Raw genomic sequence first — 20,372 nt, forward strand, 5'->3', positions numbered from 1 at the left:
CGGCGACTGAACAGTTCGCGCCAATCACTTCCAAGGGCCGTGTCTCACCCGTACGAGGGGAGACACGGCCCTGGTGCGTCGCCCTAGTCTGGCCGGGTAGCCGTCAGGCACGGGGAGACGCACCTTGTACAGCATCATCGTGGTACCTCCGCCGACCACGGAGGACGAACGCGACCGCAGCCGCGCCCAGTTCCGGCTCGCCCCCGGCGAACGGCTCGCCTTCGGGCGGTCCGTACCCGAGGGCGGCCTGCTGATCGGGCACGACGGGGTGTCCCGCAGAGCGGGTGAGATCACCGCCCACGGCACCTTCTGGACGCTGAGCAACCTGTCGTCCCACCAGACGTACGTGGTGGAGAACCCGGAGGGCGCGGGCGAGCACATCAAGGTGGCGCCGGGGCGGCTGGACGCGCCGGTGCCGTTCGAGTTCTCGCGGATCGTGCTGCCCGCCGCGGGCGATCTGCTGCCCGTCGAGGTGTGGGCGCCGCGCCACGACTACCTGCGCGACGAGGCAGGCGCCGACGGCGAGCCGACCGCCCCGGCCTTCTCCGTGGACCGCACCAAGCGGTACTTCGCGGTCCTGGCCGCCCTGTGCGAGCCCCGGCTGCGGGGTACGCCGCACGCGCCGCTGCCCACCATGGACCAGGTCGTCGAGCGGCTGCGCCCGACCTGGCCGGCCGCCTCCCGTACGTCGGTGCAGTGGAACATCGACTACCTGGCCGTGAAGCTGCGCCTCAAGCCGGGCCCGGAGACGGCCGAGCCGGGTCCGCGGCTGAACGGCAAGAAGGAGTCGCTGGTCTCGCTGGCGCTCCGCTTCGACCTGGTCCGCGAGGACGACCTGGTGGTCCTCACGGCACCGTCCGAACGGCCGCTGCGGTGACCGAGCCGTACGCCGTGCCCGTGCCCAGGGGGTACCGGGTGGGCGTCTGGGAGGTGCGCGAGCCGATCGCGACGGGGGCCTTCGGCAGCGTGTACGCCGCCCGCCGCACCGGCGACGCGGGCGGCGGCCTGCCCCGCACGGCCGCCCTGAAGTTCCTGCCCACCGGCACGGGCACCCCGCGTCAGCTCGCCCACCTTCGCGAACTGGTCGAGCGCGAGGTCCAGTTGCTGCGGCGACTGCGGCAGCCCCGGCTGATCCGGATGTACGAGACCCTCACCGTCGACGACCCGGCCCGCCCCCGGCTCGACGGCGCCACCGTGCTGGTGCTGGAGCGGGCCGAGGGGTCCCTCGCCACCCGGCTGGCCGCGACGCCCCGCCCGCCGGACGGGCCCGCGCTGCTGGCGCAGGTCTGCGCGGGGCTGGCCCAGCTGCACCGGGCGGGCTGGGTGCACGGGGACCTGAAACCGGCCAACGTGCTGCTGATGGCCGACGGTTCGGTCCGGCTCGCCGACTTCAACATGGCCGCCGAGCTGGAGGGCACCCACGCCTACACGCCCGCCTTCTCCACGCCCGACTACACGCCGCCCGAGCTGCTGTGGTCCGAGATCGGCGAACGGGGCCGCCGGATCCGCCCGTCCGCCGACGTGTGGGCCTTCGGCGTCCTGGCCCACCTGGTCCTCACCGGCGCCTTCCCGCTGCCCGGCGGCACCCCGACCGCCCGCCGCGACGCCGCCGTCGCCTACGCCCGCGGCACGGACGAGCTGCGCCTGTCGCCCGGCCTGCCGGACGCCTGGCGGGACATCGTGCGGGACTGCCTCACCCGTACGCACGCCGGGCGCGTCGGCACGGACACGCTGCTGCGCCGCGTGGCGGCGGCCACGGGCGGGGCGGGCGGTGCGGCGGGGGCCGTGCGCCGGTTCCGTGGGCGGCCCCGGCGGGCGGTGCTCGCCGCGTCGGCCGCGGGGGTCGTCGCGCTCGCCGTGCTCGGCTACGGCATCGGTACCCTCGCCGACGGCGGCCCGGACCCGTCCGGCCGGGGTTCCGGCGCCCCGGGTCACGGGGGCACCACCACCGTGGCCGCCGCGTCCTACGGCGCGGCCGAGCTCCGCACCGACCGGGGTGTGCCGCCCGCCTACCGCCTGCTGATCGTCGAGACGGCCCACGACTGCGACCGCGACGAGGTCACCCCGGCCCTCATCGCGGCGATGCTCAAGGTGGAGAGCGACTTCGACCCCGCCCTCTCCGACCCCGCCAAGAACGAGTACGGCATCGCCCGCTGGACCCCGAGCGTGCTGCGCTGGTGGATGAACGCCGACGGCACGCCCGGCGAGACCGTGCCCGAGCCGCCCTTCCCGCCCGCCGAGTCGATCCCGGCGATGGGCAGGTACCTGTGCTGGATCTCGCCCCGGCTGGACGCCGGTCTGCCGGGCGACCGCCGGGTGCTGGTGGCCGCCGCCTACCGGACGTCGTACGACAAGGTGAACGACGCGGGCGGGGTTCCCCCGCGGTACCGCGACTACGCCGACCGCGTCACCCACTACCTCGAGGAGTACACGCCTCCCGGCGCGCGGTGACCCTGTGAGGTCCGAGGTGGCCCGGTCGCCCGGCGCCCGGCACGGTGAACGCACGGAGCGGGCCTCCGGCTCCCTCGGGGGAGAGCCGGAGGCCCGCTTCCGATGTGCGGTACCGCCCGGATCAGTGGAAGAAGTGCCGCGTCCCGGTGAAGTACATCGTCACGCCGGCCTTCTTCGCGGCCTCGACGACCAGCTCGTCGCGGACCGAGCCGCCGGGCTGGACCACGGCCTTCACGCCGGCCGCGGTGAGGATCTCCAGGCCGTCCGGGAAGGGGAAGAAGGCGTCGGAGGCGGCGTACGCGCCCTGCGCGCGCTCGGCGCCCGCGCGCTCGACCGCGAGCTTCGCGGAGTCGACACGGTTGACCTGGCCCATGCCGACGCCCACCGAGGCGCCGTCCTTGGCGAGGAGGATCGCGTTGGACTTGACCGCCCGGCACGCCTTCCAGGCGAAGGCCAGCTCGGCCAGTTCCGCCTCGGAGAGCGCCTCGCCGGTCGCGAGGGTCCAGGTGGCCGGGTCGTCGCCGTCGGCCTGGAGGCGGTCGGTGACCTGGAGGAGGGCGCCGCCGTCGATGGGCTTGACCTCGACCGGGGCCGCGGGGGCCTCGGGGGCGCGCAGCACGCGGATGTTCTTCTTCTTGGTGAGGGCTTCGAGCGCGCCGTCCTCGTAGTCCGGCGCGACGATGACCTCGGTGAAGATCTCGGCGACCTGCTCGGCCATCTCCCTGGAGACCGGACGGTTGACCGCGATCACGCCGCCGAAGGCGGACAGCGGGTCGCAGGCGTGCGCCTTGCGGTGCGCCTCGGCGACGTCCGCGCCGACGGCGATGCCGCACGGGTTGGCGTGCTTGATGATCGCGACGCAGGGCTCGTCGTGGTCGTACGCGGCACGGCGGGCGGCGTCCGTGTCCGTGTAGTTGTTGTACGACATCTCCTTGCCGTGCAGCTGCTCGGCCTGCGCGAGGCCGCCGCCCTCGGGGGAGGTGTAGAGCGCGGCCGGCTGGTGCGGGTTCTCGCCGTAGCGCAGGGTGTGGGCGCGCTCGTAGGTGGCGCCGAGGAAGTCGGGGAACCGCGACTCGTCGACCGGGGCGTAGTCGGCGGCGAACCAGGAGGCGACGGCCACGTCGTACGCGGCGGTGTGCTGGAACGCCTCGGCGGCCAGGCGCTTGCGGGCGGCCAGGTCGAAGCCGCCGTCCTTCACCGCGGAGAGCACGTCGGCGTACCGGGCCGGGCTGGTGACGACCGCGACGGACGGGTGGTTCTTGGCGGCGGCGCGCACCATCGACGGGCCGCCGATGTCGATCTGCTCGACGCACTCGTCGGCGGTGGCGCCCGAGGCGACGGTCTCGCGGAACGGGTACAGGTTCACCACGACCAGGTCGAACGGCTCCACGCCCAGCTCGCCGAGCTGCCGGCGGTGGCTCTCCAGGCGCAGGTCGGCGAGGATGCCGGCGTGCACCTTCGGGTGCAGCGTCTTGACCCGGCCGTCCAGGCACTCGGGGAAGCCGGTCAGCTCCTCGACCTTGGTGACGGGGACGCCGGCGGCGGAGATGCGGCCGGCGGTGGACCCGGTGGAGACGAGTTCGACGCCGGCCTCGTGGAGCCCGCGGGCGAGCTCCTCGAGCCCGGTCTTGTCGTAGACGCTGACGAGCGCGCGACGGATGGCCCGCTTGTTGCTCTCGGCGGTGGCGGTCACTGGATAACTACCTTTCGTCCCTCAATGCGATAGCCGTTGCGGGCGAGACGCCCCACGACATCGACGAGCAGCCTTCGCTCGACTTCCTTGATGCGCTCGTGCAGAGCGCTCTCGTCGTCCTCGTCCCGGATCTCCACCACGCCCTGCGCGATGATCGGCCCGGTGTCGACGCCGTCGTCGACGAAGTGGACGGTGCAGCCGGTGACCCTGGCGCCGTACGCGAGCGCGTCCCGCACACCGTGGGCTCCCGGGAAGCTGGGGAGGAGGGCGGGGTGGGTGTTGACGAACCGCCCGCCGAACCGCGCGAGGAACTCCTTCCCCACGATCTTCATGAACCCGGCCGAGACGACGAGGTCCGGCTCGTGGGCGGCGACGGCCTCGGCGAGCGCCGCGTCCCACTCCTGGCGCGTCCCGTAGTCCTTGACCTTGCGCACGAAGGTCGGCAGCCCGGCGCGCTCGGCGCGCGCGAGGCCCTCGATGCCGTCGCGGTCGGCGCCGACCGCGACGATCTCGGCTCCGTAGGCCTCGACGCCGGTGGCGGCGATCTCGTCGAGGAGCGCCTGCAGATTGGTACCGGATCCGGAGACCAGCACGACGAGGCGCTTGGCTCGCCGGTCCACGGGCTTGGCGGCCACGGTGGGGGCCTTTCTCGGGGGAGCGGGTCTGTGCGGTCGGCTCCCGCATTCGCCGGTTTGTACAGTCCTACGAATGCTTCGCGCCCCGGGATACGGGGAAGTCTACGAAGCGGCCGACCGTCAGCAACGATACCGGCACACCGGACGGCCCCCTCGGGACGGGGGCGCGGCCGACAGGTAGCGTCTGCGTGGAGCCGGACCGGGAACGGGACCCGCGTGCCACGCGTTCACCAGTCGTGCCGCCCCGTTCGGGCCCTCCACTCCGTTGTCGCCAGTTCGTTATCGCCAAGGGGAAGACGCTCACTTGATGCCGGACCGCAGCCTGCGACTGCTCACGCTCCCCCAGCAGTCGGCGCAGCCAGACCAGCGCAGCGCCGTGTTGCTGCGGGAACGTCCCTCCACGCCGCCCGACTCCTCATCGGACCGGAAGAACGGCGACGAGCAGGGCGGCGGCACTCCCCAGGACGACAACCCGTTCGCCCCGCCCCCGGAGGGCTCCCCGGACCGCCCCTGGCAGCCGCGGCACCCGTCGGGCGGCGACGGCTCGCAGGGCCCGCAGGGCGACGGCGGGCGCTCCCCGTGGGGCCGCCAGTGGAGCGACCGCCAGCCCGGCCGTTCCTCCGGCGGCTTCGGCGAGCGGCCCGGCGGCTCCGGCCCCGAGAGCCCGGGCGGCGGCGGGAGCCCGCGCTGGGACCCGACGGACCCCGCCCAGCGGCGCGCCCGCTATGCCCTCCTGTGCGGCATGTGGGCCCTGTTCTTCGCGCTCTTCAGCTGGTCGTACGTGGCCCTGCTGCTCGGCGCCCTCGCTCTGTACTGGGGCATCAGCTCCCTGCGTGCCAAGCCCCGCACCGCCACCGACCCGGACAACCCGGCCCCGGCCGCTCCCCAGGACGCCCGCCCCCAGCGGACCGCCGCGATCAGCGGCCTGGTCACGTCCTCCCTGGCCGTCCTCTTCGTCGCCGCGTCGTTCACCGCGCAGCTGGTCTACAGCGACTACTACACCTGCCAGAACGACGCCTTGACCAACGAGGCCGAACAGACCTGCAGCAAGCTGCTCCCGGAACACCTGCGCGGAGTCCTGGGCACGGAAGACTGACCGCGCCTGACCAGCCCGCCCGGCGCTTCAGCCCGTCCGGCGTTCGGGGACGAGGCCGTCCAGGCCGAAGGGGGGTCTGGGGGCGCAGCCCCCAGGGACGGGGAGGGAAGGGGCGGCGGGGGCGAAGAAAGCTCCACGGACGGACACGGGGCCCCGCCGCTCAGTGCCCTCGCGGCGGCTTCCCCGCAGCGTCGACGGGCAGCAGATCGTACGCCTCCCCACCCCCCGACGACCGCCCCGCACCACGCCCCCACCACTCCCCCACAGAAGGCATCCGCACCCACCCCCACCGCCCCCGGCCGGACCCGGCACCGGCACGCACACATCGCGTCCCGTCCCCCCGCCGCAACCACCACCGCCCCACCACGGCCACCGGCGCCCCCACCACCGTCACCCACGCCACCATCGCACCCCCGGCCTGCCACCACACCGGCCCGAACCGCGCCAGCCCCGCACCCCCGAGCGGCCCACCGGCCCACGCGGCCAACAGCGCGACCAGCCCCCCGCACAACAGCGCGGCCACCCACACCGCGACGACGGTCCGCCGCACGTCCCACGGCTCGACCGCGCCCCCACGCCGCTCCCCGGCCGCCTCCCGCCGCACCCCCGTCGTGGCGGACGCCACCGTGACGAACTGCGTCGTGGCGAATCCCACCGCCCCGCCCCCCACCGCGGCGACCCGCGCCGTGAACCACCCCACCGCCACCCCGGCCGCCAACGGCACCGCTCCCGCCGCCCAGTGCAGCGGCGTACCGGGCCCCGCGGCCGGCACCGCCGCCAGCAGCGGGAACGGCGGCAGCAGCGGAGCGGCGGAGGAGGACAGGGGCCCCACCACATGCCCGGCGCCGAGCACGAAACCCGGCCCGAGGCCGTACGCCGCCGCCCAGACGGCCGCGTTCGGCACCAGCGTCAGACAGAGCAGCAGCACGGCGAACTGCCCCGACCACCCCTCGCTCAGCCGCAGGAAGGCCCCGCGCGCGGCGCCCCCGTGCCACACCAGCGAGGTCACGAGCAGCAGCGCTCCGCCCCCGACGAGCACCGTCACCCCCGCGGCGGCGGCGCGCGTCGCGGCGCCCAGGCGCGCGTCCGGCAGCACGAGCAGCTCCCGCAGGTTCCGGGGCAGCACGCGCAGCGCCCGCCCCACCGGACCGCCGGGACGGCCGAACGCCGTCCACGCGCCCGCACCCGCCGCCGCCATGGTGACCAGCGGCAGGCACACCGCGGTCCAGCCCGGGGAGGGCCGCAGTTCGCCGCCCGCCGCGTACAGCACGACGGGCGTGGCGACGCCGAGGTAGCCGACGACGACCCCGGCCCAGGCGAGGCGCGCGGAGAGGGGGTGCGGCCCGTCGCCCCGTCCCCCGGCCCCGCCCACGCGCACACCGACACCCGCCTTCGCGCCCGCCCCCACGGCCACCCCCACGCCGTCCCCCGGGTCCGTGGCGTCCCGGGCCGCCCGGTGCACCAGCCACACGGGCGGCACGAGCAGCAGCAGAGGCGTGACGCCCATGGGCGCGGGGACGCCGGAGAGCGTGTCGGTGCGGATCAGCTCGGCGCCGTGCGCCAGCACCCACAGCGCGGCGGCGACGTGCAGGGCGTCGCCGGGACCGCGGACGGGGTACGGCGAGCTGATCCACAGCAGCGTCACGAGCACGGCGACCGCGGCCAGCCCGAGGCCCGCGGCGAACGCGCCGCCCAGGAGGCCGGCGGCCATTCCGGGCGCCCGGTCGTGCCACCGGGTGCGGAGCAGGGACAACGGGGCTCGGCGAGCGGTCGTCTGGATCACGCCCGCCATGCTCCCAACGACACGCGCTTTCGCGGCGTAACGAGCGAAGCACCGTTGTGTCGCTCAATATACGTTTATGTACCTTTTCGTACGGAGGGGTGTCCTGTGAAGCGGAGCCCCGCACCCCCGCTCCCTCCTCCCGAGGTGCGCCGACGCGTGCGGGTGACCGCCACGCTGACGCAGGATCAGGTCGCCGAGCGGGTGGGTGTCACCCGCGAGACGGTCGCCGCGTGGGAGAGCGGCCGCGAGACTCCGCGCGGCCGGAAACGGGACGCGTACGCGAAGCTGCTGGGCACCCTGGCCGACGCGTCGCCGGCCGGACAGCCGCAGCCGGAACCCGTACCCGAACCGGCGCCGAAGTCCGTGCCCGTGGTCGTGGCCGTCGGTGGCGGACCGGCGAAGACGGCGCCGCCGCCCGCGTTGACGCCCGCTCAGGCCTTCGACGCGTTGTACGAGTTCGGCGCCCCCGCCCTCGTACGCCAGGCGTACCTGCTGACGGGTCGCCGCGAGCTGGCGCGCGAGTCGGTGGAGCGGGCCTTCCAACTCGCCTGGGAGCACTGGCCCGAGGTGGCCAGGGACCGGGACCCGGTGGGCTGGGTGCGCGCGACGGCGTACGAGTACGCCCTCTCACCGTGGCACCGGTTCCGGCGGCGCCACCGGCAGCCGGAACCGCCGCCCGCCGATCCCGCCGACCGCACCCTGCTGAAGGCCCTGCTGAAGCTCCCCCCGCCGCACCGCCGCACGCTCCTGCTGTACGACGGCGTCGGCCTCGACCTGCCCGAGACGGCCGCGGAGACGGAGGCGAGCACCCCGGCGGCGGCCGGCCGGCTGATGCGCGCCCGTGAGGCCGTCGCCGACCGGCTGCCCGAGCTGGGCGACCCCGAGGTACTGCACCGCCGGCTGGCCGAGCTGGCGTCCACCGAGCGTCTGCGGGCGTCCCGGCCGCCGACGGTGCGGGCGGGCAGCGAACGCCGGGCGCGATTCTGGACGCGGGCCGCGATCGCCTTCACGGTCACCCTGATCGGGACCACGGCCCTGACGCTGCGCACGGCTCCGACCCACTACGAGCCGCCCGTGCCCCGGGGTGAGGCGGTGGGCGGCGTACCGCCCAGGGTGGCGCCGGGCGCGCTGTCGGACGAGGAGCTGGAGCTGCGTCAGAAGCTGCGCGACGAGCTCCAGGACGGGCCGGAGCGGCTGGTGCCGAGAACCGGGTGAGCGGGGGGCCGGGTGAGTGGGTGGGCCGGGTGGGCCGGGTGAGCGGGAGGGCCGCCGGAACGCGAGTGGGCCCGCCCCCCGTGCGGGAGCGGGCCCACTCGTGTGGTGCGGGTCGCTCAGCCGGCGAGGATCTCGCGGGCGAGCTTCGCCGTCTCGGTCGGCGTCTTGCCGACCTTGACGCCGGCGGCCTCCAGGGCCTCCTTCTTGGCCTGTGCGGTGCCAGAAGAACCGGAGACGATGGCGCCGGCGTGGCCCATGGTCTTGCCCTCGGGCGCGGTGAAGCCCGCGACGTAGCCGACGACCGGCTTGGTCACGTTCTTCGCGATGAAGTCCGCGGCCCGCTCCTCGGCGTCGCCACCGATCTCGCCGATCATGACGATCAGGTCGGTCTCGGGGTCGGCCTCGAACGCGGCGAGCGCGTCGATGTGCGTGGTGCCGATGATCGGGTCGCCACCGATGCCGACGGCGGTCGAGAAGCCGATGTCACGCAGCTCGTACATCATCTGGTACGTCAGCGTGCCGGACTTCGAGACCAGGCCGATGCGGCCCGGCTTCGTGATGTCGCCCGGGATGATGCCGACGTTCGACTGGCCCGGGGTGATGATGCCGGGGCAGTTCGGGCCGATGATCCGGGTCTTGTTGCCCTTCTTGCCGGCGTACGCCCAGAACGACGCCGAGTCGTGCACGGCGATGCCCTCGGTGATCACGACGGCCAGCGGGATCTCCGCGTCGATGGCCTCGACGACCGCGTCCTTGGTGAACTTCTCCGGCACGAAGATGACGGAGACGTTCGCGCCGGTCTTCTCGATGGCCTCCTTGACGGTGCCGAAGACCGGTACCTCGGTGCCGTCGAAGTCCACGGACTGACCCGCCTTGCGCGGGTTGACGCCGCCCACGACGTTGGTGCCGTCGCCGAGCATGAGCTTGGTGTGCTTCATGCCGGTGGCGCCGGTCATGCCCTGGACGATGACCTTGCTGTCCTTGTTGAGCCAGATAGCCATGGTGTGTTGGTGTCCTCGTCCTAAGTGCTTACTTGGCGGCGTGGGCCAGCTCGGCGGCCTTGTCGGCCGCGCCGTCCATGGTGTCGACGCGCTGGACCAGCGGGTGGTTGGCGTCGGTGAGGATCTTGCGGCCCAGCTCGGCGTTGTTGCCGTCGAGGCGGACGACGAGCGGCTTCTCGACCTTCTCGCCGCGGTCCTCCAGGAGCTTCAGCGCCTGGACGATGCCGTTGGCGACCTCGTCGCAGGCGGTGATGCCGCCGAAGACGTTGACGAAGACGGACTTGACGTCCGGGTCGCCGAGGATGATCTCCAGGCCGTTCGCCATGACCTGGGCGGAGGCACCGCCACCGATGTCCAGGAAGTTGGCGGGCTTCACGTTGCCGTGCTTCTCACCGGCGTACGCGACGACGTCCAGGGTGCTCATGACGAGACCCGCGCCGTTGCCGATGATGCCGACCTCACCGTCGAGCTTGACGTAGTTGAGGTTCTTCTCCTTGGCAGCGGCCTCGAGCGGGTTGGCCGCGGCCTTGTCGTGGAGGGCCTCGAAGTCGGGGTGACGGAACTCGGCGTTGTCGTCGAGCGACACCTTGCCGTCCAGGGCGAGGACCTCGCCCGAGGCGACCTTGGCCAGCGGGTTGACCTCGACCAGGAGGGCGTCCTCCTTGATGAAGGTGTCCCACAGCTTGACCAGGACGTTGACGACCTTGTCGGCGACCTCGGCCGGGAACTTCGCGGCCTCGACGATCTCGCGCGCCTTCTCCGGCGTCACACCGTCGATGGCGTCGATCGGGGTCTTGGCGACGGCCTCCGGACGGGTGGCGGCCACCTCCTCGATCTCCATGCCGCCCTCGACGGAGGCGATGGAGAGGAACGTGCGGTTGGCACGGTCGAGGAGGAAGGAGACGTAGTACTCCTCGACGATCTCCGGAGCGGTCTCGGCGATCATCACCTTGTGGACCGTGTGGCCCTTGATGTCCATGCCGAGGATGTCCGTCGCCCGGGCGACGGCCTCGTCCGGGGTGGCGGCGAGCTTCACGCCACCGGCCTTGCCGCGGCCACCGACCTTCACCTGAGCCTTGACGACGGACTTGCCGCCCAGACGCTCGGTGATCTCGCGCGCCGCCTCAGGCGTGTCGATGACTTCACCGGCCAGCACCGGTACATCGTGCTTGGCGAAGAGGTCCCTCGCCTGGTACTCGAACAGGTCCACGCGCTTCCGTCCCTATCAGTGATCTCGCGGTTCGTTGGATGCGTGGGCGTGCCGCGAAGGGCAACGTGACGTCCGCTGTGTCACAAGGGGGGCGCACACGGTGACCGAGCGCGCGGCATGTCCGTCTCGCAGGTTATCGCCGCTTGCGGGGGGTCCCTAAATCGAGGGTCACACCTGAGCGGTGATACCTGTCACATGATGCCGCCCTCACTGGCACGGGGTGCCGGATGTGAGGGGTGCAAAGGGGCCGGACCTGCCAGGGGTGAGGGACCTCACCGGGTTGGGGTTGACCCGGTGAGGTCCGTGGTGCTCCTCCGAGGGGCCGCACGGGTGCGGCCCCTCGGAGGGCGGGCCGGCTGATCCCCACCCCAATGGGGACCGACCGGCACCGTCCGCAGGGTTTCGGCCGGACGGGTGCCGACGGCTTTCGGCCGTCCGTCCGGGGCCTGAGGCCCTCACGGAGTCTCTTGCCCGCCCCGACGCCGTTCGCCGCCGCGCCGCCGGGGGCGTGGGGGCGTCCGCTCACCGGTCGGGGCGCGGGGCGGGCCGGGGTCGGTCAGAGGCGGTGCGGGGCGGCCACCCGGTACGCGCCCTGCGCGTAGCCCGGGGTGAGCGACTCGGCGAGCCCGTCGGCACCGGTGACGGCGTGGCCGGTCAGCGCACCGGCCTCGCCCGCCACGCCGTACCCGACGGGCGCGGCCCGCCCGGCGACGCCGTCGGCGAACGGGGCGACCTCACCGGCCACCCCCTCGGCGAAGGGCGCCGCCTGGCCCCCGACGCCGTACGCCAGCTGTGCGGCGCTGCCGCCGACGCCCCGCACGAGAGGCCGGACGGTGTCCGTGACGGCCTCGATCACGGGCCGCACGGCGTCGGTGACGCCCGCCGTGAACGGCGGCACCTCGCCCACGACCCCCTCGGCGAGCAGGCCGGCCTGCCCCGTCGTCCCGTACGCGAACGGCGGCACCTCCTCCACGACCCCGGCCGCGAGGTGCCGCACGTCGCCCGCGGCGCCGTACGCCAGCCCGCCGGCGTCCCGCACGGCCTGACCGGCGACGGGCACGACCCCGTCCACGGCGGTGTTCGCGACCGGCGGCAGCACGGCGTCCCTGGTGTCGCCGGTGGCCTGGCCGAGCAGGCCGGTGGCGTACGGCGGCACGTCCGCGACGACGCCTTCCATGACCGGGACGACCCCGGCCACGGCACGCTCGGCGACCGGCACCGCGCCGGTCACGGCACGCTCGGCGACCGGCGGGGCGACCGCGTCGACCGTCTCCCGCGCGGCGGCCGGGGCCTGCGCCCGGGCCTGCTCCAGCTCGGGCGCGAAGGCGGAGAGCGGGCCGAAGAGGTAGTCGACGTCGTCGTCGCCCTGGACCGTGCGGTCCGGCCCGGCGGTGACACCGGCGGCCGGGGCGGCGACGTCCTGCCGGACCGTGGCGATGTCGTCGGCCGTCGCGGCCACGGCCTCCGTGGCGTCGGCGGTCGTGTCCGCGGCGGTCTGCGGCACGTCCGGTACGGACACGGGGGCGGCGGGCAGCTCCTCCGCGCCGGCCACGGCCGAGCCCAGTGCCCAGGCGCCGGAGACGCCGGCGGCGATGACGAGGGAACGGCGGATGTTCTTGTTCATGGGTACGTCAGGTCCTTCGGAAGACTGGGGGACATGTCCGGTGCCGGGCCGGTGACGCTCCACCGCGGTCGCGTCGTCGAGCACGGACGGCTCACGACCGGCGACCCACGGCTTCGGGTGCGTACGGCTCCGGCGGCTTCCGTCCGGGCCAGGGGAAGGCGTCCCGGACGGACGGGCGGGCTCTCCACGCCCGCGCGGCAGATCCGCGGCGGAGGGAGGGCGGCGGCGCCTGTCCTAGGCCGGAGAGACGGGAATGTCCCGGTACCGCTCCCGGGGCTCGGGCACGTCGGCGTGTGCGACGGCGCCGGGCACGAGCCGGACCGGTACCTGGTGGTGCGGGGCGATCGCGTGGGCGTCGCCGTGACGCGGCGCGCCGCCGTCGGCGCCCGCGCCGGCGCCGAGCGCACCGTCGGCGCCGCCGGTGGGCGCCTGGTGGGCCGGGCTGTGGACGGTGGGCCCCGAGGTGACGTCTCGGGCGTCGTCGTGCGCCGTGAAGCGGGTCCCGTCGTCCCCGTCGAGCCCCGGCCCGTACGCGACCGTGACGATCGCCGCGTCTGCCGGGCCGTCGGAGGCATCCCGGGCGTCTGCGCCGTCGGCTTCGGTGACGCCAGCGTCGGCGTCGGCGTCGGCGTCCGGAGTGGTCGGCGGCGCGGTCGCGGGGTCCGGTTCCTGGTCGCCCGGGATCAGCCGCACGGGCGGTTCGGGCAGGTCGGGGCCGTCGGGCAGGCCGGAGACGTCCGGCAGCGTCGACAGCGGCGGCGACGAGGGGACCGGGGGCAGGGAGGGCGACGGCTGCGGCAACGCCTCCAGCGGCGGCACCTCGGCCGGCACGGCCGCCCCGAGCTCCTCGGTCACCGCTGCCACCACGTCACCGACCGGCCGCACGACCACGTCCGTCACCGTGCGGACGACGTGACCGGTCACCGGGCGGAGGACGTCCCGCACCGCCGGACCGGCGGGAGGCACCTCGACAGCGGGAGACGCCTGCGCGAGCTCGACCGGAACGATGGCCGGCATCCTGCCCACGGCCTCCGGCACCGACGGCACGCCCTCGGCCGCCTGCGCCCGCTCCCCGCAGACCACACCCAGCAGGAACAACCCGCCCACCAGCAGCGCCAGGCGCAGCGCACGCCACCCGGCCGCCGTGCGCATCACGCGCAGAGCGGCTCCGGGCAGGGCGGCTGACGGCATCAAGGGAGTTTCCTCCGGTGCGGCGAACGGACGCGCGATCCTCGCACGGGACTCCGGAGGTTGCGCAAGCTCCCCGTTACCGATGGGTAGTCATGTCCGTTTTGCCGCACGGAAACGAGCCACCGTACATCGACACATCCTCACCCGGCGTCCGGTATCGGCAGCGGCCGTCTCTCGATCGCCGCCGCCATCACCTCCGGGAAGAGATCCGGCGTGCAGGCGAAGGCCGGGGTGTCCAGCGCGGCGAGCGCCGCCGCGTGCTCCCGGTCGTACGCGGGCGCCCCCTCGTCGGACAGGGCCAGCAGCGTCACGAACTGCACCCCCGCCGCCTTCATCGCCGCGACCCGCTTGAGCATCTCGTCGCGGATGCCTCCCTCGTACAGGTCGCTGATCAGCACGACCACCGTCTCCGCGGGCCGGCTGATCTGCGACTGGCAGTAGGCCAGCGCCCGGTTGATGTCCGTGCCGCCGCCCAGCTGCACGCCGAAGAGCACGTCCACCGGATCGTCGAGCTGATCGGTGAGGTCGACGACCGCGGTGTCGAAGACGACCAGCCGGGTGTCGATCGACCGCATGGAGGCCAGTACCGCCCCGAACACGGAGGCGTGGACGACGGACGCCGCCATCGACCCCGACTGGTCGATGCAGAGGATGACCTCCTTCTTCACCGACCGCGACGCCCGCCCGTAGCCGACCAGCCGCTCCGGGACCACGGTCCGGTACTCGGGCAGGTAGTGCTTGAGGTTGGCCGCGATGGTGCGGTTCCAGTCGATGTCGTGGTGGCGGGGCCGGCCGATCCGTGCGCTGCGGTCGAGTGCGCCGGTGAGGGTGGCCCGGGTGCGGGTGGCGAGCCGCTTCTCCAGGTCCTCGACGACCTTGCGGACGACGGCCCGGGCCGTCTCCTTCGTCTCCTCCGGCATCGCCTTGTTGAGGGACAGCAGCGTGCCGACGAGGTGGACGTCGGCCTCCACGGCCTCGAGCATCTCCGGCTCCAGCAGCAGGGAGGCGAGGCCCAGCCGGTCGATGGCGTCCCGCTGCATGACCTGGACCACGGAGGACGGGAAGTAGGTCCGTATGTCCCCCAGCCAGCGCGCCACGGACGGGGCGGAAGCCCCGAGCCCCGCCGAACGGTCCCGCCGCTCCCCCGGTCTGCCGCTCTTGCCGTAGAGCGCGGTGAGGGCCCCGTCCATCGCGGCGTCCCGTCCGGACAGCGCGCATCCGGTGCCGTCGGCCGTGTCACCGCCGAGCACGAGCCGCCACCGCCGCAACCGCTCCCCCGCCGGGTCCGTCCCGACACGCTCGGTCGTCATGCGTCCACCCCCACGAGATCGTCGTCCTCCGCCTCCAGGCCGAGCAGGAGGCGGACCACCGGCAGCACGGCGTCCGCGCGTGCGGTGTCGAGCACGGCGGAGAAGCCGGGTACGGCCGAGCCGGCCGTCGTCACGGCATCGCGCCCCTCCGGTCCGCGCCGGACCAGCTCACCGAGGGTGCGGCGCACCCCCGGTTCGTAGGCCGAGAAGGTGCGTCGCAGCAGCGGCAGCACGTCCGTGAACGCGTCCGCCGGTACGCCGGTCAGCCAGGCGTCGACCAGGGCGAGCAGCCGCTCGTCGTGGACGAGGAGCATCCCTCCCCCGGAGCCGCCTCCGACGAAGCCCTCGATCCAGGCCGCCGCGTCCGCCGGTGGTGTCCCCGGTGAGAGCACGAGCGCCATCTGCCGCGCCGCCTCGTCCGGCGCCAGAGCGCCGTCGTCCAGCAGGAGCCGTACGGCGCGGCCCCGGACGACGCCGGCCACGGTGTCCCGCGCGGACAGCGCCCGCAGCACCACCTGCCAGCGGGGCCGCAGGTCGCCGTGGCCGGGTGCGGGGTCGTCGCCGAGCAGGCCCACCGCTCCGTGCACGGCGTCCACGTGACGCCGCATCTCCTCGGCGGCGTCGGCGTCCAGCGCGGCACAGGCCGCCGGGAGGCCGACGAAGACCCGCTCGGCGATCCCCGCGGCGACCTCGGTCAGCGCACCGGTGTCGGTGCCACGGACGTCGCCGTAGCGCAGCGCGCGGACGAGGGCGGGCAGGGCCTGGGCGAGGTGGCCGACGTCGGTGTCGAGCGCGGCCCGGTCGGTGAGGACCCGCATCACCGTGGGGAGCGCGTCCGGCAGTCCGGCCGGCAGGCAGCGCTCGGCGAGCGCGGTGACCTCGGCGAGCCCTTGGGCGGTCACGGCGTCCGCCTCGGCCTTGGCGGTCGCGGCGGCGAGCACGGTCGTGCCCCACACCCCGGCCTCGGCCACCCGCACGGACAGCTCGGGCTCCCACCGCAGCCGCCAGGTCTCCCGGAACGTGCCCGTGCTGCCCCGCGAACCGGCCGGCTCACCCCATCCGATGCCGAGCAGCCGCAGCCGGTGCAGCAGTCTGCTCCGGCCGGCGTCGGTCTCCTTGCGCAGGTCGAGCTCCAGCTCCCGCTCCCGCGCCTCCGGTTTGAGCCGCAGCCGTCGCTGGATCCCCGCGAGGTCGCGCTGCAACGGCACCGCGGGCGCCCCCGCCGGCACCTTTCCCAGCACGTCCCCGACGACCAGCCGGTCGTGCACCAGGGCCAGCGGCACGTCCGAGCCCTCGCACATCACCGCCCGTACGGCGTCCGTCGTCTCGCTCAGCCCGGGCAGCGGGCGGCCGCGCATCACCGCGAGGGTCTCGGCCAGCCGTACCGCCTCGATGACGTGCGCCGAGGAGACGGTCCGGCCCTCCTCCCGCAGCAGTCCGGCCACCCTGGTCAGCCAGCGTTCGACGGGCCGGTCGGGGGCACTGAACAGATGCCCGTACCAGCCGGGCGAGTCGATGCCCGCCCCGTATCCACTGGCCCGGGACAGCCGGCGGTGGGTCCAGGGCACCCAGGTCATGTCGGTCTTGGTCTTGGGCAGCCCCTTCAACAGGGCCCGGTCGGCGGCGACGGTGGTCCTGCGGCGCAGCGCGGGCACGTGCCAGGCCCCGCACACCACGGCCACGCCCGCCGCGAACTCGCGCCGCGCGGCCCGCACCTGGAGCCGCATGTACGCCTCCCGGACCAGGTCCCGGTCGCGCCCGCCGTCCCGCTCCGTCTCCCGCAGCGCCCCCATGGCCTCTTCCAGTGCGGTGAACGGCGCGAACGCGTCCCCCTCTCCGGCGCCCCGGTGCTCGACGACGTCCTCCCACCAGCGCTCCGGGTCGTCGTAGCCGGCGGCCTCCGCGAGCACGGCCAGCGGATCGACCCGGACGTCGGCGCCGCCCTCCGGATGGCGCTCCTCCCCCGGGCCGATCTCCCCCGTGGCCCCTGCCTCCGGGCGCTGCTCCCCCTCCTCCGGGCTCGTGTCCGCCGACTCGCTCCCGGGGGCGTCCCACGCCAGCGTGTGGGTGGCCGGGAGGTCGATGAAGCGGGCCGGTACGTCGTGCTCCAGGGCCCAGCGGACGGCCACCCACTCCGGGGAGAACTCGGCGAGCGGCCAGAACACCGAGCGCCCGGGTTCGTCCACGGCATGGGCGAGCAGGGCGACCGGCGGCCGCATGTCCTCGTCGGCGGCCAGCGGAACGAGGGCGTCGGCCTCGGGCGGGCCCTCGATCAGCACGACCCCCGGCCGGGCGGCCTCCAGCGCCGCCCGGACCGCCCGCGCCGAACCGGGCCCGTGATGGCGCACGCCGAGCAGCAGCGGCCCGTCCCCGGGCTTCCACCCGGCTGCCCTGTCAGTGCCCGTCACGCCGTCCCCCTCGCCGCCTGGACCAGGACGAATCCCCGTCGTCCCCCGTCGGGCCGGTGACCGGAAGGGCCGCCCGCGACCGCGTCCGCACGCCGTTCACGCGCTCACCTCCCGGCAGGCCCGGTAGAAGTCCTTCCAGCCGTCGCGCTCCCGGACGACGGTCTCCAGGTACTCCTGCCAGATGACGCGGTCGGCCGCCGGGTCGCGGACGACGGCGCCGAGGATGCCGGCGGCGACGTCACCGGAGCGCAGCACTCCGTCGCCGAAGTGGGCGGCCAGCGCGAGGCCGCTGGTGACGACGGAGATGGCCTCGGCCGTCGACAGGGTGCCGCTGGGCGACTTCAGCTTGGTGCGCCCGTCGGCCGTCACCCCGTCGCGCAGCTCGCGGAAGACGGTGACGACCCGTCGGATCTCGTCGATGCCGTCGGGTGCGGCCGGCAGGTCGAGGGACCGTCCGATCTGGTCGACACGGCGCGTGACGATGTCGACCTCCGCCTCGGCGCTCTCCGGCAGCGGCAGCACCACGGTGTTGAAGCGGCGGCGCAGGGCGCTGGACAGGTCGTTCACCCCCCGGTCGCGGTCGTTGGCGGTGGCGATCAGGTTGAAGCCGCGGACCGCCTGCACCTCCTGGCCCAGCTCCGGTATCGGCAGCGTCTTCTCCGACAGGATGGTGATGAGCGTGTCCTGCACATCGGCCGGAATGCGGGTCAGTTCCTCGACCCGGGCGGTCATGCCCTCCGCCATGGCCCGCATGACCGGGCTGGGCACCAGGGCGTCGCGGCTGGGGCCGTGGGCGAGCAGCCGCGCGTAGTTCCAGCCGTAGCGGATGGCCTCCTCCGGAGTACCGGCCGTGCCCTGCACCAGCAGGGTCGAGTCGCCACTGACGGCGGCGGCGAGGTGCTCGGACACCCACGTCTTCGCGGTCCCGGGCACGCCGAGCAGGAGCAGCGCGCGGTCGGTGGCCAGGGTGGTGACGGCGACCTCCACGATGCGGCGCGGTCCCACGTACTTCGGGGTGATCACCGTGCCGTCGGGCAGCGTGCCGCCGAGCAGGTAGGTGGCGACGGCCCACGGCGACAGCTTCCAGCGGGCCGGGCGCGGGCGGTCGTCCTGCGCGGCCAGCGCGGCGAGTTCGGCCGCGAAAGCGTGCTCGGCGTGCGGCCGCAACGCCTCCGCGGCGGGCCCGTTCCGGGTCGGATCGACGGGCGTCGGTTCTGCGGACACAGACATGGCGGAGTCCCCCTCCAGCTCGGCCGGTTCGGTCTGGAACCAACCGTGCACCACGCCACTGACAATCGCTCTGACCTGCACAAACGCCACGGCGAGAGCTTTCGCGGAGCCGATTGTCAGTGGCACGATCTACCTTCGAAGACATGACTCAGCAGGGGGTGCGCTGGACCGCGGACCAGGTGCTGGCACTGGCACCTGACGCCGCTTCGCGCAAAGCGGGAAGCAAACTCGGCGTGGCCGGGCCGTGGTCCGACACGGGGAGTTCCGACGACGGGACGGTGTGGGGGCTGTGCAAGGGCAGTGGGAGCAAGCCGTACCAGACGGTCGTCGACGTCTCGGACGTGTCCGGACCGGCGTACACGTGCAGTTGTCCCAGCCGGAAGTTCCCGTGCAAGCACGCGCTCGGGCTGCTGCTTCTGTGGGCGGGCGACCCCGGCGCGGTGCCGCGGGCGGAGGCACCGGACTGGGCCGAGGGGTGGATCACGGGCAGACGCGAGCGCGCCAAGAAGAAGGCGGAAGCTGCGGAGGGCTCCTCCGATGCCGCGGGCGGGTCCGGTGATCCCGAGGCGGCGCGACGCCGGGCGGAGCGCCGGGCCGAGCGGGTCACCGCGGGCGCGACGGAGCTGGAGCAGCGCCTCGCGGACCTGCTGCGCGACGGCCTGGCCGGCGCGGAACAGGCCGGGTACGCGCTGTGGGAGGAGACCGCGGCCCGCATGGTCGACGCCCAGGCGCCGGGACTGGCGGCTCGCGCTCGCGAGTTGGGCGCGCTGCCGTCGTCGGGGCCCGGCTGGCCGGTCCGGCTGCTGGAGGAGTGCGCCCTGCTCCACCTCCTCGACCAGGGCTGGCTGCGTCGCGAGCGGCTCCCGGAGGCGCTGGCGGCGACGGTCCGGTCCCGCGTCGGCCTGCCGGCGTCGGCGGACGGTCCGCCGCTGCGGGACCGCTGGCTGGTCCTCGCCCAGTACGACACGGCGGACGCGCGGCTGACGACCCGGCGTATCTGGCTGTACGGCGCCGAGTCGGAGCGCACGGCGCTGCTCCTCTCCTACGGGGCCGCCGGCCGGTCCCCGGAGCTCGCGCTTCCGGTGGGCCTGACGCTGGAGGCGGAGGTGTCCTTCTATCCGGGCGCGGTCGGGCAACGGGTCGCCCTCGGCGCACAGTTCGCCGCTCCCGCGGGGACGGAGACACGCCCACCGGGAGTGACGACCTCCCGTGCGGTCGTCCGCTACGGCGAGGCGCTCCGCGCCGATCCGTGGCTGGAGTCGGTCCCGGTGACCCTGGGCCGGGTCGTGCCCGTACCGGACGGCGACTCCTGGCAGCTGGCGGACGCCGACGCGGACACGGCGCTGCCCCTCGCCCCGGCGGCCCGCAACCGCCCCGGCCTGTGGCGCCTGGTCGCCCTGGCGGGCGGCAGACCGGTCACGGTGTTCGGCGAGTGCGGCCACCGGGGCTTCACCCCGCTGACGGCCTGGCCCGGCGGACCGGGCCCGGCGGTGACGCTGTGCTGACACACCCCATGGAAGGGAAC

The 20,372-nt window shown here is 74.5% G+C and carries 15 protein-coding genes; 5 read left to right on the forward strand and 10 right to left on the reverse strand.

Going from position 1 to position 20,372, the window contains the following annotated elements; translation table 11 throughout:
* The first annotated feature begins 124 nt into the window (after window positions 1-124).
* Window positions 125-877, forward strand: a complete 753-nt coding sequence (locus IEZ05_RS06620) for an FHA domain-containing protein (RefSeq protein ID WP_189229056.1) — start codon at window positions 125-127, stop codon at window positions 875-877.
* The gene (locus IEZ05_RS06625) at window positions 874-2,451 is read left to right on the forward strand and encodes a protein kinase domain-containing protein (RefSeq protein WP_189229057.1); all 1,578 of its coding nucleotides are present in this window, start codon (window positions 874-876) and stop codon (window positions 2,449-2,451) included. Before IEZ05_RS06620 ends, IEZ05_RS06625 begins: the two co-directional genes overlap by 4 nt.
* Window positions 2,452-2,572: 121 nt before the next feature.
* On the opposite strand, the gene purH is transcribed toward IEZ05_RS06625, so the two are convergent.
* Together purH and purN are read right to left on the reverse strand one after the other, a co-directional pair.
* On the reverse strand, window positions 2,573-4,144 hold the full coding sequence (gene purH, locus IEZ05_RS06630; RefSeq protein WP_189229058.1) for a bifunctional phosphoribosylaminoimidazolecarboxamide formyltransferase/IMP cyclohydrolase: 1,572 nt from the start codon (window positions 4,142-4,144) through the stop codon (window positions 2,573-2,575).
* Window positions 4,141-4,779 (reverse strand): phosphoribosylglycinamide formyltransferase, encoded by a 639-nt coding sequence (purN, locus tag IEZ05_RS06635; protein ID WP_189229059.1) that lies wholly within the window; start codon window positions 4,777-4,779, stop codon window positions 4,141-4,143. The genes purH and purN overlap by 4 nt, the downstream gene beginning before the upstream one ends.
* 307 nt (window positions 4,780-5,086) lie before the next feature.
* Here purN and IEZ05_RS06640 point away from each other — a divergent pair, with 307 nt between their 5' ends.
* Window positions 5,087-5,875 (forward strand): hypothetical protein, encoded by a 789-nt coding sequence (locus IEZ05_RS06640; RefSeq protein ID WP_189229060.1) that lies wholly within the window; start codon window positions 5,087-5,089, stop codon window positions 5,873-5,875.
* 160 nt (window positions 5,876-6,035) lie between these two features.
* On the opposite strand, the gene IEZ05_RS06645 is transcribed toward IEZ05_RS06640, so the two are convergent.
* Window positions 6,036-7,667: a cell division protein PerM gene (locus tag IEZ05_RS06645; protein WP_189229061.1), complete on the reverse strand. Its 1,632-nt coding sequence runs from the start codon at window positions 7,665-7,667 to the stop codon at window positions 6,036-6,038.
* Window positions 7,668-7,763: 96 nt separating this feature from the next.
* Here IEZ05_RS06645 and IEZ05_RS06650 point away from each other — a divergent pair, with 96 nt between their 5' ends.
* Window positions 7,764-8,873: a helix-turn-helix domain-containing protein gene (locus IEZ05_RS06650; RefSeq protein WP_189229062.1), complete on the forward strand. Its 1,110-nt coding sequence runs from the start codon at window positions 7,764-7,766 to the stop codon at window positions 8,871-8,873.
* Between the two features lie 116 nt (window positions 8,874-8,989).
* Here the strand turns inward: IEZ05_RS06650 and sucD are convergent, their stop codons facing one another.
* From sucD to IEZ05_RS06685, 7 genes are all read right to left on the reverse strand, one after another.
* Entirely contained in the window at window positions 8,990-9,874 is an 885-nt protein-coding gene (sucD, locus tag IEZ05_RS06655) for a succinate--CoA ligase subunit alpha (RefSeq protein ID WP_189229063.1), read from the reverse strand.
* Between the two features lie 28 nt (window positions 9,875-9,902).
* Window positions 9,903-11,084 (reverse strand): ADP-forming succinate--CoA ligase subunit beta, encoded by a 1,182-nt coding sequence (gene sucC, locus IEZ05_RS06660; RefSeq protein WP_189229064.1) that lies wholly within the window; start codon window positions 11,082-11,084, stop codon window positions 9,903-9,905.
* Between the two features lie 556 nt (window positions 11,085-11,640).
* Window positions 11,641-12,708 (reverse strand): hypothetical protein, encoded by a 1,068-nt coding sequence (locus IEZ05_RS06665; RefSeq protein ID WP_189229065.1) that lies wholly within the window; start codon window positions 12,706-12,708, stop codon window positions 11,641-11,643.
* A gap of 234 nt (window positions 12,709-12,942) precedes the next feature.
* On the reverse strand, window positions 12,943-13,899 hold the full coding sequence (locus tag IEZ05_RS06670) for a hypothetical protein (RefSeq protein ID WP_189229066.1): 957 nt from the start codon (window positions 13,897-13,899) through the stop codon (window positions 12,943-12,945).
* Window positions 13,900-14,039: 140 nt separating this feature from the next.
* Complete coding sequence (locus tag IEZ05_RS06675) at window positions 14,040-15,209, reverse strand: vWA domain-containing protein (RefSeq protein WP_189229067.1); 1,170 nt, start codon at window positions 15,207-15,209, stop codon at window positions 14,040-14,042.
* Window positions 15,206-17,617 (reverse strand): DUF5682 family protein, encoded by a 2,412-nt coding sequence (locus tag IEZ05_RS06680; RefSeq protein WP_189229068.1) that lies wholly within the window; start codon window positions 17,615-17,617, stop codon window positions 15,206-15,208. Before IEZ05_RS06680 ends, IEZ05_RS06675 begins: the two co-directional genes overlap by 4 nt.
* 96 nt (window positions 17,618-17,713) lie before the next feature.
* Complete coding sequence (locus IEZ05_RS06685; RefSeq protein ID WP_189229069.1) at window positions 17,714-18,847, reverse strand: ATP-binding protein; 1,134 nt, start codon at window positions 18,845-18,847, stop codon at window positions 17,714-17,716.
* 143 nt (window positions 18,848-18,990) lie between these two features.
* On the opposite strand from IEZ05_RS06685, the gene IEZ05_RS06690 reads away from it, so the two are divergent.
* Window positions 18,991-20,352: an SWIM zinc finger family protein gene (locus tag IEZ05_RS06690; RefSeq protein WP_189229070.1), complete on the forward strand. Its 1,362-nt coding sequence runs from the start codon at window positions 18,991-18,993 to the stop codon at window positions 20,350-20,352.
* Window positions 20,353-20,372: the final 20 nt, after the last annotated feature.

It is taken from the genome of Streptomyces flaveolus, assembly GCF_014648815.1.
GTDB classification, from domain to species: domain Bacteria; phylum Actinomycetota; class Actinomycetes; order Streptomycetales; family Streptomycetaceae; genus Streptomyces; species Streptomyces flaveolus.

Excerpts from the sequence above, each read along its gene's own strand:
- IEZ05_RS06640 (WP_189229060.1), top strand. The coding sequence starts at position 5,087 with ATGCCGGACCGCAGCCTGCGACTGCTCACGCTCCCCCAGCAGTCGGCG.
- IEZ05_RS06645 (WP_189229061.1), bottom strand. The coding sequence starts at position 7,667 with ATGGCGGGCGTGATCCAGACGACCGCTCGCCGAGCCCCGTTGTCCCTG.
- sucD (WP_189229063.1), bottom strand. The coding sequence starts at position 9,874 with ATGGCTATCTGGCTCAACAAGGACAGCAAGGTCATCGTCCAGGGCATG.
- IEZ05_RS06665 (WP_189229065.1), bottom strand. The coding sequence starts at position 12,708 with ATGAACAAGAACATCCGCCGTTCCCTCGTCATCGCCGCCGGCGTCTCC.
- IEZ05_RS06670 (WP_189229066.1), bottom strand. The coding sequence starts at position 13,899 with ATGCCGTCAGCCGCCCTGCCCGGAGCCGCTCTGCGCGTGATGCGCACG.
- IEZ05_RS06675 (WP_189229067.1), bottom strand. The coding sequence starts at position 15,209 with ATGACGACCGAGCGTGTCGGGACGGACCCGGCGGGGGAGCGGTTGCGG.
- IEZ05_RS06685 (WP_189229069.1), bottom strand. The coding sequence starts at position 18,847 with ATGTCTGTGTCCGCAGAACCGACGCCCGTCGATCCGACCCGGAACGGG.
- IEZ05_RS06690 (WP_189229070.1), top strand. The coding sequence starts at position 18,991 with ATGACTCAGCAGGGGGTGCGCTGGACCGCGGACCAGGTGCTGGCACTG.